Origin of the sequence: Marinicella sediminis, assembly GCF_002000055.1 — a bacterium.
GTDB classification, from domain to species: domain Bacteria; phylum Pseudomonadota; class Gammaproteobacteria; order Xanthomonadales; family Marinicellaceae; genus Marinicella; species Marinicella sediminis.
Genome location: NZ_MVBD01000001.1, coordinates 517,245 through 531,047, shown reverse-complemented (window position 1 = coordinate 531,047; position 13,803 = coordinate 517,245). Strand labels below are relative to the sequence as shown.

The following is a 13,803-nucleotide window of genomic DNA, read 5'->3' as shown; positions in this document are numbered from 1 at the left end:
ATTACTTTTTAATTTGCTTTAAATTAACTCCCGAACATTTCGTGCGGAAGGGTGCGATATTATCGCTTTTTTAAATCCTTTTGCAAGCCTTTTTTTGAGTAATTTTTCAATCAACTCCACGTCTTGCTTTTCCGTCCTTGTCTCCTCATCTCTGAGGGCTGCGTATTATCGCTCATAATCTTTCCTTTGCAAGCCTTTTTTTTAATTCTTTCAAATTAATTTTATGACCCTGATCTCTCTGGCCGATTTCCGTCTCAGCTCGTACAAGAGGATGCGAATTATAGCCCTACTTTCCGTTCTGTAAACCCCTTTGTGACAAATTAGTTAAATTAATTTGGCTGCATTCAAAACACCCATGGTGCAGAACGCAGTATGTATGGGTTTGCGTGCTTAACTGATCATTTGAATTGATATCAAGTTGGTGATGGCCTCTGCATTGGTGAGGCCGCTGAACTATTTGACCGGCTGTTTATCCAGTATCTTCTGGTACACCTGAGGCAAGGTATATTGCATCCCCGACATCTGTTCAATGAAACGACCTGCCAGCACTTCGCCCCTGGCTTCCATGCGCTGAAGCTCAAAAGCAGCCTGGCGCCACGTCAGGGGCATGTCTTCCTGCTGCCACAAATCATAACTCAACACCCCATAACGATTGATCATCATCGTCACATAATCTTTGGCTTCGGCCTGTTTTTGAGTGATCACGCTCCACCGACCCATCATTTCCAGATAACCCAGGTTTCCAGCCAACCTCTTGGCTTTGAGTAATTGTTTACGGCGTTCAGCCGGCGTCTGTGAAAATACCCGCAATGCCTGATAACCATCAGCCACGATCAAACCTTGTTTGATTAATTGAATAAGCACCTGCTCTAACTCGACCGGCAACACTTCTGTGTGAGCCAGTATCTCGCGATAGAACATGGCACCTCGTTCGGTGAGTAAATCAAACACCATGCGTGGTTTGGGAGTCAGTATTGAAACCACTTCATTGGCTGGGAACAAATGAGCCAGACTGTTTTGCAAAAAGGTAAACTGAGTTTTTTGCAAACTCATTTGATTGAGATCACCGGAAACAAACCTGGCTTTTGCTCGTTTCCAAATGAACTGTCCACTTTGACACAGCATGTCCAGCATCATGCCATGGTAGTCCCTGACCCTCGGCTTAATCACTTCAGCTTCCCAGGCTGTTGCATCAGCTGCAAAGCCCTGCCATTGATACAAAACCCGTTGCAAGCCCTCTATCCCTTCCGCGGGGGAACGGATGAATTGCCAGTCAGTCAGAAAGTCCTGGAAAGCATCTGGAGACCAGGTCCTGACTGCCCGACGCGCCTGAGTGAGTTGCATCCTGCGAAAGTGCGCCAAATGGTGCCGCTCGATCCATTGATCCTGCCCAAACTGAAAAGCCACGCCTTTGACTTCAAGTTGCATCAACACCTGTTGCAACAAACTGGCAGCCACAGGAAACCTTTGATGCAATTCTCCGAATGCCACCAAACCACTGATGTTCAGCCGATTAGCCACCAGGATTTCCAAATCATCAATGGTCAATGATGCGGGTTGTCCGGCCCAAAGTTGCATCAATGACTGGTGTTTCAGGCTATACAAAACCCGGACTCCCTTCAGCTCAACCTCTGCAATCTTATCTGCAGTCAACAATTGCTCCAGCGCCTGTTGATGAGGCACTTGCTCATCAGGCCAGACCACACCATGGTAGTAGACCCATTCCAGCAACTCATCAGAATCCCGTGCCGGAGGCTGAAGGCGCTGATTGAATGCAATAATGTCGGACTCACTGATGGCAGAGGCCGCAAACGATTCATCCAATCTTTGTGACTGCACTGCCAGAGTTCGACGCTCTTCTGCCGGGGCTTCATCCAAAAAGGCATAATTCCTGGCGTTGACTATGGCCAATGATGTGGGTGAAGGGGTATGACTATCAACATAATGTATGCCAATACCACCCTTTTCTATGCGGCTGAGGATCTGCGCCAACTGTCCAACGTCCATGATGCCGTCTGTACAATCACGCAAAGTTTGCTCAACCAATGGATGGTCTGGCACTGTCCGGTTACCTGCAATGTTTTCTGCACAGGCAATTTGTTCCGGGAAAATCTCCGCCACCAAGTCTTCTGCCTCATTGCGCTGAAACTGCGGCAGCACCCGCTGACCGGCCCTGCGGCGCTTGACTGCTAATGCCACTGACGCATTCCAACGCCATTGGGTGACAAAGAACGGAGTATCGAGTAATGCCTGGATCAACACCTCCTTAACGGTATCCGGTCTGAGGTATTGCTGAATGCTTTCCAGGGCAAAGCTGTGGGTAGAACTCAGGGACAAGATCAGCGCATCCTCCAATGCAGCAGCCTGCAATTCGAAATTGAACTGCCGGCAAAATTTCTTTCGCAGGGCCAGCCCCCAGGCCCGGTTAACCCGTGAACCAAAGACCGAATGGATGACCAGGTGCATGTCATCATTGCCATCAAAAAAACGTTCCACCACAATGTCAGATTGGGAAGGGAATACCGGCAGGACCTGTTTGGTTTTTAAGGTGTAGTTCAACAACTGTTCTGCAGCAGTATCCGGCACGGGCAAAGCCAATTTGCGGATGTCATTAAGACTGGCATCTTCAGACAGATCGTTCAAAGCAACACGGAGCAATGAAACCGCCTGACTCAATTCATCCGATCGCCACATCTGCACCCCAAACCAAAAAGGAATGTTGGGCGGTTGGCCAGCGGCATCTTCGACAAAAACCGTACCGGTTTTGACTTTTAAGATGCGGTAAGAATGGTTACCCAATTGAAAAATGTCACCCGGTATACTCTCAAATGAGAAATCCTCATTCAATGTACCGATTTTCAGATCCTCAGGCATCAGACGTACATCATAATCAAACTGATCCGGAATGGTGCCACCATTCAGCAACGCGGTGAGTGATGCTGCTTTACGTGGTCGAATCTCTCCGTCATGCCCATCATAAAAAACCAGGGCTTTTTGGTAAGTAGACCGGCCAGAATAGCCATCGGCCAGCATCTGTACGACCTGGCAGAACTGGGCTTCTGTCAGGTCCTTATATAAGGATGCCTGATTGAATAAATGATACAGCTGGCTTGCTGACCAGTTTTGCTGCGAAACTTCAGCCACTATTTGTTGAGCCAAAACATCCAACGGCTGACAGGGAAACTCAGTGAGTTCAAGCTGATCTTCCTCAATGGCCTGAAACAAAGCAGTGCCTTCCAGTAAATCATCAATGGTCAGTGGGAACAACATCCCTTTGGGTGTGCGATCAACGCCATGGCCGGAACGCCCAACCCGTTGCAAAAAGGCTTGAATACTGCCAGGCGAACCCAATTGACAGACCAAATCAACATCGCCGATATCAATTCCCAGTTCAAGCGATGCTGTGGCCACGATGGCTTTAAGCTGGCCGGCTTTCAATGCCTGTTCAGCCAATAAACGGTGTTCTTTGGCCAAAGACCCATGGTGTGCCGTGACCGCGTCTTCACCCACCCGTTCAGCCAGATGTTTAGCCACTCGTTCGGCCAGCCGACGGTTGTTGACAAACACCAGGGTGGTTCGGTGGGTTTCAATGACTTCAGCCAGTTGTTGATAAACCTCGCTCCATTGCTCATTGGCCATCACCGCAGTCAACGGACTTTTCGGCAACTGCAGCGATAAATCCATGGTCCTTTTATGTCCCAGATCAACCACTACTGAATGCTCTGGATGCAAAATGTATTGCTGCATTTTTTCAATGGGTCGCTGGGTAGCGGAAATGGCGATTCTTTGCGGTCGCCGAAGATTCAGCGCCTCCAGGCGCATCAGGGTCAGCAACAAATGCGCGCCCCTTTTGTTGGGCGCCAGGGCATGCACTTCATCAATGATCACGGTTTCTACATCCACCATCATTGCCCGGCCAGCACTTGATGTCAGGATGTTATACAGAGATTCTGGCGTGGTGACCAAAATATGGGGTGGTTGTTTTTTGATTTTAGCCCGGCTATGAGAAGGTGTATCACCTGTCCAGACTGCCGAAGAGATGGTCAGCTGATCCGTGCTCAAGGCATTGATTTCACTGATTGGCGTTTGCAGATTGATATTGATGTCATTGGATAAAGCCTTCAGTGGTGACACATAAATGACTTTCAATCCGGTATTTTTGTTGGCTGCAGATTCATACAGGCGATTGATGGCACTGAGAAAAGCAGCCAGGGTTTTGCCGGAACCGGTTGGCGCGGACAACAGCACATCCGCACCCGTATCGATCTGCTTCCAGGCCGCGTCCTGTATAGGAGTAGGACGCCTGAACCGGCTGGCAAACCAATCACTGATGACTTGATTAAACATTTGGCAAAGCGGGTGTTAGCAATTATAATGCGTCGGTTAAATTTATTTACAGAACACAGGATAATTCATGAGTGATCAAGATTCGATATTTTTTAGAAATTTTTCTATCTTACTGGGCGCACTGGTTGTGATGACCGTTGTCTTGGCTTTGATCGGGCTTTCCATGCAAAACCAATTGGTTGCCAATGTCCAGGGACAGGCTGATCGAAGCTCCATTCAGAACGCCATCAAACCAGTCGCTGCTGTGAACACTGACCCCAATGCCGTAATGGAAATCGCCCCGGCTGTTGTGGCGGCGGCTTTCGAAGGATCACTGGATGGTGAAATGATCTATAACAATGTGTGTGGCGCTTGTCACACCAGTGGTGCCGGCGGCGCACCCAAACTGCTTGCTGCCGAATGGGAAGGCCGCTTGGACAAAGGCATGGATGCAGTGATTGCCAACGCCATCAATGGTTATATGGGTGAAAATGGCATGATGCCCGCCAGAGGTGGTCGCGTTGACCTGAGTGATGATCAGGTTAAAGCCACCGTTGAATTCATGGCTGCTCACCTGGAATAATTAAAACACACAGTAATCACCGAGGCGAAACCCATGTTTCGCCTTTTTTATGCCCAAAATTTGACACCTGACACTCGCCATTAAATAAATCACTCCACATCCACCTTCATTTTTCATCATTCCATCCCATCAGACTGCCTGTGAAAGCGTGATACTGTGGGAGCGTTGAACTTGTGGTAACATAAATGATGTGTAACAAGTGGGGAAAGGTATGACACTGCTCAGTGTGCTGACAAGGGTCAGAGGTGTGTGCGATGTATTTTAAATCCTTGGCGTCTCAATCAATGCGGGTTATCGTGCTGGCGATCATTTGCCAGCTGCTAACGGCCTGTCAACTCAATATGGATGGCCAGCAAAAAGCCAATATCCAAGTTGCTCAGGTGATGACAGAACTGCCGGAACGTCACAACGCCAACTACCTCAGCCAGCTACATTTTAAAGCACTGGATGACGGTGAACTGGTGGCGTTTGACCCAACACAAAACGCTCTGTTGTTACGCATCAGTTTACAAGACAAAAACTTTTCACCCAGTGAAGCCATGCTGGTGGTGCAACCTAAATACATCAGCTCCGTTACGCACTTCTCAGTTAATCATGACAATCAGTTAAGCGACAAACAATCCTTGTCGCGCATTGATCCAGGTAACAGAAACGCCTGGTCAAGCCAACAATTTGCGTTCAACATTGATCAACAAAATCTCAACCACATTCATTATCTGGTCATTGAGTCTGAAGTTCCAAGGATACTGTCTGTGGCTTTGGTGCCAACAGACTCATTCATCAAACATGACCGACAACTCAGTGAACTTTTCACCTTCATCTACAGTATGATTTTTACCCTGGTGATGGTCAACATGATTTTTTATCTGTACAGTCATGACCGTTCTTACCTGCTCTATTCCTTATATATGGCCAGCACTTTATGGGCCTTGTTGTGGCAAGAAGGAAAAATCAATGACTTACCTGTGCTGGCGATTTCACTGATGGGCGCACACAGCGGGCTGGTTTACCTGGCCATTTCAGATGTTTTTGCAGTGGCCTTTTTGTATCACTTCATGAAGCTGGAGCATCGCAAAAGCTGGCTGGTTAAGCTGCTTCTGGTTTGCATGGGCTTCAGGGTTTTATTGGTCTGCACGGCGATGATTCAGTTTCATTTTACAGATGCATTAAATTACCCATTCATCAGCAGCCTGTTCAACCTCAGCATTGTGGCTTCCAGCTTGCTGGCGCTGACCATCATCATTCAGCAAGTAACCAAAAGAACACCTCAGGCCGATTATCTGCTGGCGGCATGGGTGGTTTTGATTGGTGCGGTTTTCTTGAGGATTTACTTTGCCACCCACCCACACCCTGATCTCACTTGGATGGCTCGCAGCTATGAATGGGCAGTCATGGTGGAGGGGTTAATTCTGGCACTGGCCATTGCCAACCGGACCATGCAATTTCGCATTCAGCGTGACAGGGCCGTGCATAAAGCAGAAAAAGCCACACATGCAGTTCATAAACATGAGTTACTCGCACAATTTCACCATGACATGCAGGAAGTGGTTAAAGATGCCACACTCAGCAGCAAGGAATTGGTTGAAAAAGCCCACATTAAATTCCATTTGTTGCTGAACCGTGCTTTTCCCATCAAAAACTCTTTTATCATTGAGGACAATGGAATCACACCCATCTGTTCAACTGGTTTCAACCAACATGACATGGAACTTTTGAAAATGAAAGCCTTACAACCAGAAGCAAAGGCCGGACTGGTTCAGTTGACCGTCAGCACTCAACACGGAGGCCTCAAGCACATGTTGTTTGTGCCTTTACGGCAGCATGAGCATCGGGGCATTGTTTTTATTCTTGGACTAAAGAAAGATGATCCCTTGAAACCGGCCATGCAAAAGGACATCCTGTCATTCTGTGACAGTGCATATGCAGAACTGCTGCAAGCAAGAGAAATGTATCAAGTGGCCCTTGCAGCCAATTCTGACAGCATGACGCATTGCCACAACAGGCACAGCATAGAATGCATCATTGATCAGTCACTGGCCAGCAAACAACTGACCACCATCGCTTACGTGGATCTTGATAACCTCAAACAAATCAACGACCAATATGGTCACGACACGGGAGATCAATGCATCATCGAGTTTGCCCGGTTGTTGTCTGATCAAGTCGGGCCTTTTGCCCGCATCGGGCGCATCGGTGGGGATGAATTTGTGGTGGTTTTTACCGCTCACAGCCTGGACAGATGTGAGCAGCTGATGAATGGTTTCCTGCAGAGCTTGTCTGAAGAAAACATCTCTGAACACAACATTGTGCTGACCTCATCCATTGGTATGGCTGATTCAAGAATGCACGAAACCACCCGCTCATTACTTAAGAAAGCTGACCGGGCTTTATACCATTCCAAAAATGCCGGCCGCAATCAACTGACTGTTTTCAGCGTTCATCACTCAGCCATTCAGCAACAGGCCTGATCAGGCGATCAGGCTGGTCCAATGCCAGCGGTCTTCCTGTTTACCGTGTTGAATACTGGTCAGGGCCTGTTTCAATTGCATGGAACGCTCACCCACTTCGCCATTGCCAACGGTATGTCCCACACCCTGGTAAACCACAGAACCTACCGGAGACAACACCGCAGCAGTGCCTGAAAGAAATGCTTCAGAATCAGGTAACCAGTTCAGTAATTCGTCGACAGTGAAATCAATTTCATGCACCTGATAACCCATATCTGCGCCCAATTTAAGAATGGAGTTGCGCGTGATACCTGGCAAAATGGAGCCATCCAGCTTTTTGGTAATCAAATCATTACCCCGGAGAATCATGAAATTGGCAGCACCGGTTTCCTGTACCTGACCACCAGGACAGAACAACACCTGATCTGCCTGATACTCAGCCCTGGCACTGGTCACAGAGCCCAATGATGCAGCGTAATTTCCACCGGTTTTCACCTGGCCAAATTTAGGTGTAGAGCGCATGTTTTCATCATCAATCAATAACTTCAAAGGCCTGACGCCTCCGGAAAAATAATCACCTACTGGCGATGTAATAACATACAACAAAGCATTTTTTGACCCGCGACCAGCGGCACCAATGTTCAATTCCGTTCCAATCAGGGTCGGCCTGATGTAAAGGGCACCCGGCAAATCAGGTATTTCATCAGTCACAGCCTTAACCGCATTGATGATGGCCTCCTCAATTAACTCAGCTGGAGGTACCGGCAAACACAGCGATGCCGCTGAAGCCCGCAATCGGCTGATGTTATCATGGTGGCGAAACAGGTGAATGCTGCCATCAACCCAACGATAAGCCTTCAACCCTTCAAAACAGGTGCTGGAATAATGCAATACATGGGTGGCAGGATGAAAACTGAAAGGACCAATGGGCTTTACATCTGCTGTTGACCATTGATCATTTTCGAAAGATGAAACCACCATTTGGGATGTGAATGCCTGTCCGAATTCTGCCATGATTGATTTGCCTGATTGAGAGGTCGCTCATTCTAACTGAAACACCAACGGGAATACAGCCTGTAGGGCAAGATTCATGGCAAAGGTACCGTTACAGCAAGTTGATTGCTGAGGGCTTTGGCCACCCTGAGGGGCAATCGATCGATTTTATGCCCACCAAAATAACAAACGGCATCGGCGTTGAAATTGTTCTCATGAATCAAGGCACAGCTAAATTCTTCATATTTCAAAACCTTCGTTGCTCCAAGCTGAAAATCCTCACAGGTCATCCCGTCACGCCTTTCATAAACCAGGTTTTTTAACTCAGAGAGGCCGCTCTCGTATTGTCTCTTGTCGATGCGCAGACCATCAATCCCTTCAAAGTAAGGCACTTTTGCAGTAACCATTGCAACAACCACCAAATCATGGCGACCCTGGTATTCCAGGTCTTCAACAACCGGATCTACCGGGGTTGGGTGACAAGACTGTTCAGTGAAATTCGATCAGTTGATTATCTTCGCAGCACGGGCATTTCCAGCGTCCTGCCTGCACCACAGAAAAAGGGATCATGAACAACAGCGTCCATAACACTGATCGCCACGTGACCCCCTTGTGGATTTTACATTTCATACCTGATCAAACTTTTTTCTGTTCCCATTGTTCAGCATTTGTTTATCAGGTCTCAGAGCCTTAAGCTGCGTGTTCGAAATTTTCCTTTTGGTGGGTTTCGGCTTTTTTCAGGCTGCTCACATTATTGTCACTGTCGACAAATACCAGATTGGGTTGATGGGTTTTGGCTTCTTCTGCTTCAACAGAACAATAGGCCGCCAGAATCACCAAATCGCCAGGCTGATTATGTCTGGCTGCGGCACCATTCAAGCAAATTTCACCCGGACCGCCTTCAATCACATAAGTGGTTAATCTGGAGCCACTGTTACAATTGAGCACATCAATTTGCTGATTGATCAGCAAACCTGCAGCGGCAATCAGTTTGGGGCAAATCGACACCGAACCTTCATAATTCAAATTGGCATCAGTGACCGTGGCACGGTGTATCTTGCTGTGCAACATGGTTAAGTTCATGGGTTTCTCTCCTGATTGAGTTTTTCTGCCAGATACAGGCCTTTGAGCACCAGATCCGGAATGATTTCATTAAAAATGTGAGCGTTTCTGAACACCGAAGTAAAACCTCCGGTGCCAATGATCAATGGTTTTTGACCATTGAACGATTTGGCTGTTAAACCAGCGATGATCTCTTTCATGGCTCCCCTGGCTCCATAAAACAATCCAGATTGAATACTTTCATTGGTCGATTTACCCAGCACGTCTTCGCGTTCAATGATTTCAACTGAGCCAAGTTTTGAAGCGCCGGCCTCCAGGGCTTTCATCGACATTTTCATGCCAGGCATGATCACTCCACCCATGTATTCTTTACTGGCTGAGATCGCACAAAAAGTGGTGGCGGTTCCCAGGTCAATGATGATGACATCCTGACGGGGAAATAAATGTGTCACTGCGATGGCATTGGCGATGCGATCTGCCCCTACTTCTATGGGATTGCGATAACCAATCTTCAAACCAGTCCTGACGCCTGCCTGCAGGATAAATGGCTCCAGATTAAAATATTTCTGACAACAGGCGTTGATGGGATACAACACCTCAGGAACCACCGAGCACAAGGCAATGGCTTCAATCGCCTGATGATCCACATCATTTTCCCGCAGCACACTGCGCAGAAAAACGCCATATTCATCCGATGAAGCGCCGGTTTTCGAAGCCATGCGAAATTGCACCTGTAATTCATCGTTGTCAAACACCCCTCCATGCATATGGCTGTTGCCAATATCGAGACAAAGGATCATGCCGCCACCTCCAGCCGGGCCAACACCGCATCGGCCATCGCCATTACATCAGCACAACTGGTCACTTCCTGATCAAGCTGATGTAAACAAAATCCATGTTCATTCGCGCAAAATTCATTGAGGTCATTGTGCGCCACCCAATCAATTGCTGCGCTTTGGTTGAGCAACTTATCCACGGCCAGCTGACGGATTTTTGAGTCATTGGAGTTGGTCAGTTTGAATGCCACCACAGTGATGTCAGGGTTGGCTGACCAATCCTTGATGGCTGAAACGAGTTTGGGTTGTTTGGTCAGTTGCAACTCAACTTCATCCGCAGTCGGTAATTTGACACCTCGTCCGGCCTCGTACTTCTCGCCATCCAGCACCACCGCAGCCACTTTGAAATCACTGACCGCAGCGGCCTGAAAAACCAAATCAAAGCATTGCTCAGACAACAGGCTTTGCAGTTGCTGAGATAACTCATCAAAAGTCTCATAATGAGCTTTGGCCACTGGTGAGCCTGGTTCAATGGCACAACGGGCTCCTAGCCAGGTCACTTGATGACCTAAAGCATCTAAATGATCGGCCAGCTGCGCTCCGGTTTGTCCGCTGCTGCAATTGCCAATGTAGCGCACCCCGTCAATGTATTCGCGGGTTCCACCTGCTGTAATCAATATGTTCATGATAATTCCTCCACAGTTTTGAGGATGGTTTCTACTTCAGGCATGCGCCCGGCACCCTGTTCTCCGCAGGCCAGCTCTCCAGCCTGAGGTGGCATGATTTGCGCCCCCCAATCACCCAAAGTTTTGACGGCTGCCTGGGTCGCCGGATAGGTCCACATCATGGTGTTCATCGCCGGCACAATCAGCAAGGGCTTACCCAAATTGTGGGCCGCCACCCAGACTGTGGTGACCGCATCATCGGCGATACCAACAGCCAGCTTATTGATCACATTGGCTGTCGCCGGGCATAAAATAATTTGATCGGCCCAGCGACTGATATTGATGTGATCCATCATACGTCCTGACTCATATACTGAGGACATCACAGGTCGTTGACTCAGTCCTTCCAACGTGGCCAGGCCAATAAAATTTAACGTCCCGGGTGTGCACACCACCTGCACCTCATCACCTTGTTTGATCCATGCCGAGATGAGTCCAGTGGCTTTGGCACAGGCAATTGAGCCGGTCATCAGTAACAACCTTTTCATGCACCACCACCTGGCTGATAAGGCACATTATCAATTAACCTGATCTCGCCCAGTGAAGCGGCTGCCAACAACCGGTTTCCCATGACTTCCAGGTAATCAACGTCAAATCCCAATTTTTCTAGGCGCTGGTGTTTAGCGGTCAACGATGTGGCCTGGCTGAGCACCTGGTAAAGCATCGGCGCCAGTTTTCTTTGCGCTGCTGATAACCGCAGGTTTCTGGAACTCATGGCCAAACCATCGGGCTCTCTGACGATCGGACATGAAACCACTTCAACAGGCACAAAGAAGGCCTCAACCAGACCCTTGATCAGAGTCAGCTGTTGATGATCTTTTTCACCAAAATAGGCTTTGTCCGGTTGGGTGATGTTGAACAGTTTCATCACCACTGACAACACCCCGTCGAAATGACCAGGTCGATGAGCGCCACAATATTTCCGGCTGAGCCGGTCCTCACTGAGTTGATAGGCATAATCATCGGGATACATGCTGTTGAAATCCGGAAGAAATACCGCATCCACACCCAGCATTTCCAGGGTGTTCAGATCTGTTTCCAGGGTGTTGGGATAAGCGGCCAGATCAGTGGACTGATCGAACTGTGTTGGGTTGACAAAAATACTGACCAGTGTATGACTGTTGTCATTAACCGATTGTCTGACCAAAGAAGCATGCCCCTCATGCAAGGCACCCATGGTTGGCACAAAACCCACCGAACCGGCCAGGGCCTGACGGTATGTTTGTACATCAGTGATTTGTGTGAGTCGCTGCATCAGTAAAGCTCCGACTGATCTGGAAACTCACCTGATTTGACGTCTTTGGCATAGGCGTTGAAGGCATCCAGAAACAACGCTTCTGCATTCAGATAACGGCGCAGAAACTTAGGGCTGAAACCAGAAGAATAACCCAGCATGTCCTGCATCACCAAAACCTGGCCATCGACAGCTGGCCCGGCACCAATACCTATGGTGATCAGATCAGTCTGAGACACCAGCTCCCTGGTCAGCGCATCCGGCACACATTCAAGTACCACAGCAAAACAACCCAACCTCTGAAGTGTCAGTGTGTCCTTGATGATTTGTCGCTGTGCCTCTTCTGATTTTCCCTGTACCTTAAATCCACCAAATTGGTTGACCGACTGCGGAGTTAAACCCAAATGCCCCATCACCGGGACACCTGAATCAACAATGTGTCCGATCAATTCTTCGTTGCCTTTCACGCCTTCCAGTTTAATGGCATGAGCACCGGCTTTCATCAGCAGTTCAACCGCCCGCATGTTTTCATCCAGTGATTTACGATACGACAAAAAAGGCATGTCACCAATGATGAATTTTCCTGGCGCCCCCTTGGCCACAGCCCGAACATGCATGGCCATGGTTTCAACGTCGATTGGCAGGGTGGATTGCTCACCATGCATGACCATCGCCGCAGAATCACCAACCAAAATCATTTCCACGTCAGACTGACTCATGATACGGGCTGATGCATAATCATAGCAGGTCAGCATGGTGAGTTTTTCACCGGCACTCTGTTTGGCCAGCAGGTGATTGATGGTGATCATGATGACTGGCTCCTTAGTTGGGTGGGATTATGTTGTTGATGTAGCTTATAAAATGCCTGATAGACCTCTCCCAGCGGGTGACCTGTCAGGGCTTGAATATGCTTGTCAATGGTTTGCAGATCACCACGCACAAAGGGGCCTGTCGCCGCTGTCTCCGGATGATTGATGAAGTTTTGGGTGTTTTGCTTAAGATAGGAGGACATCAGATCAGCCGGCAAATTCATGCCTGCCAGCTCCTGCCCCACCAAACGCCACAGGGTTTGGCTGAAATTACCAGCCATGACGCACAGTGCGTGGTACAACACCTTGTGTTCTGCGTCGATGACGTGAGTTGGGTTATTGAACAATGGGAATAATTGCTGAAAATCCACATCCAGGTCGATCACAAATGGAATTTTTTGGTATTGGTCCAGGTCATAAGGTTGACCACCAAAAGTCATCAAAGGATGACAACCTGAAGCCAGTGATGTTTGTAAAGAACCTGAAAAATGAATGCAGTTCTTGTGTTGCAGAACCGGGTTTCTTGTAATGAACGATTCAATCTGATCATCAGGAAGCAGAATCAATACCGTTTTGACCGCTGCTACGGTGGTGGCAAGATCCTTGACTGCTGTTGTGCTGAACAACTTCCGCAGAGAATTCCGGAACCTGGCCAGACGGGAAGCGGGTTTTTGACCAAAGGCTCGCGCCTCAGGATGAGCGTGACGAAACCACTGCACATGGGGTTGGCCTACCAGGTCACAATATCTGACCAGATGGCGCGCTACTTTACCATTTCCAATAATGGCAATTGTTTCAGGTACCTGTCGATTCACAGATCAAGTCCTCATTCAATGCAGGCAGCAAAG

General features: G+C 48.4%; 12 protein-coding genes. 2 read left to right on the top strand and 10 right to left on the bottom strand.

Annotated elements, in window-relative coordinates; all coding sequences use genetic code 11:
* Positions 1–453 precede the first annotated feature (453 nt).
* Complete coding sequence (locus B0475_RS02550) at positions 454–4,347, bottom strand: DEAD/DEAH box helicase (RefSeq protein WP_077409838.1); 3,894 nt, start codon at positions 4,345–4,347, stop codon at positions 454–456.
* Positions 4,348–4,414: 67 nt separating this feature from the next.
* Here B0475_RS02550 and B0475_RS02545 point away from each other — a divergent pair, with 67 nt between their 5' ends.
* Together B0475_RS02545 and B0475_RS02540 are read left to right on the top strand one after the other, a co-directional pair.
* On the top strand, positions 4,415–4,909 hold the full coding sequence (locus tag B0475_RS02545) for a c-type cytochrome (protein WP_077409837.1): 495 nt from the start codon (positions 4,415–4,417) through the stop codon (positions 4,907–4,909).
* A gap of 254 nt (positions 4,910–5,163) precedes the next feature.
* Positions 5,164–7,377, top strand: coding sequence for a diguanylate cyclase (locus tag B0475_RS02540; protein ID WP_077409836.1), 2,214 nt, complete (start codon positions 5,164–5,166; stop codon positions 7,375–7,377).
* Here B0475_RS02540 and B0475_RS02535 read toward each other — a convergent pair whose 3' ends face one another.
* The 9 genes from B0475_RS02535 to B0475_RS02495 all read right to left on the bottom strand — a co-directional run bounded on the left by B0475_RS02535 (position 7,378) and on the right by B0475_RS02495 (position 13,770).
* Positions 7,378–8,370, bottom strand: a complete 993-nt coding sequence (locus B0475_RS02535) for a branched-chain amino acid aminotransferase (protein WP_077409835.1) — start codon at positions 8,368–8,370, stop codon at positions 7,378–7,380.
* Positions 8,371–8,444: 74 nt separating this feature from the next.
* Positions 8,445–8,768, bottom strand: a complete 324-nt coding sequence (locus tag B0475_RS02530) for a hypothetical protein (protein WP_157892650.1) — start codon at positions 8,766–8,768, stop codon at positions 8,445–8,447.
* Positions 8,769–9,039: 271 nt separating this feature from the next.
* Entirely contained in the window at positions 9,040–9,432 is a 393-nt protein-coding gene (panD, locus tag B0475_RS02525; protein ID WP_077409833.1) for an aspartate 1-decarboxylase, read from the bottom strand.
* Positions 9,429–10,211 carry a type III pantothenate kinase gene (locus B0475_RS02520; RefSeq protein WP_077409832.1) on the bottom strand — a complete coding sequence of 261 codons (783 nt, stop codon included), beginning with the start codon at positions 10,209–10,211 and terminating at the stop codon, positions 9,429–9,431. The genes panD and B0475_RS02520 overlap by 4 nt, the downstream gene beginning before the upstream one ends.
* Positions 10,208–10,873 (bottom strand): phosphopantothenoylcysteine decarboxylase domain-containing protein, encoded by a 666-nt coding sequence (locus tag B0475_RS02515; RefSeq protein WP_077409831.1) that lies wholly within the window; start codon positions 10,871–10,873, stop codon positions 10,208–10,210. Before B0475_RS02515 ends, B0475_RS02520 begins: the two co-directional genes overlap by 4 nt.
* Complete coding sequence (locus tag B0475_RS02510; protein WP_077409830.1) at positions 10,870–11,400, bottom strand: flavoprotein; 531 nt, start codon at positions 11,398–11,400, stop codon at positions 10,870–10,872. Before B0475_RS02510 ends, B0475_RS02515 begins: the two co-directional genes overlap by 4 nt.
* A complete protein-coding gene (gene panC / locus B0475_RS02505; protein WP_077409829.1) occupies positions 11,397–12,167 on the bottom strand; it encodes a pantoate--beta-alanine ligase in 771 nt (256 codons plus the stop codon). Before panC ends, B0475_RS02510 begins: the two co-directional genes overlap by 4 nt.
* Positions 12,167–12,955: a 3-methyl-2-oxobutanoate hydroxymethyltransferase gene (gene panB, locus B0475_RS02500; RefSeq protein WP_077409828.1), complete on the bottom strand. Its 789-nt coding sequence runs from the start codon at positions 12,953–12,955 to the stop codon at positions 12,167–12,169. The genes panC and panB overlap by 1 nt, the downstream gene beginning before the upstream one ends.
* On the bottom strand, positions 12,952–13,770 hold the full coding sequence (locus B0475_RS02495) for a Rossmann-like and DUF2520 domain-containing protein (protein ID WP_077409827.1): 819 nt from the start codon (positions 13,768–13,770) through the stop codon (positions 12,952–12,954). The genes panB and B0475_RS02495 overlap by 4 nt, the downstream gene beginning before the upstream one ends.
* Positions 13,771–13,803 lie beyond the last annotated feature (33 nt).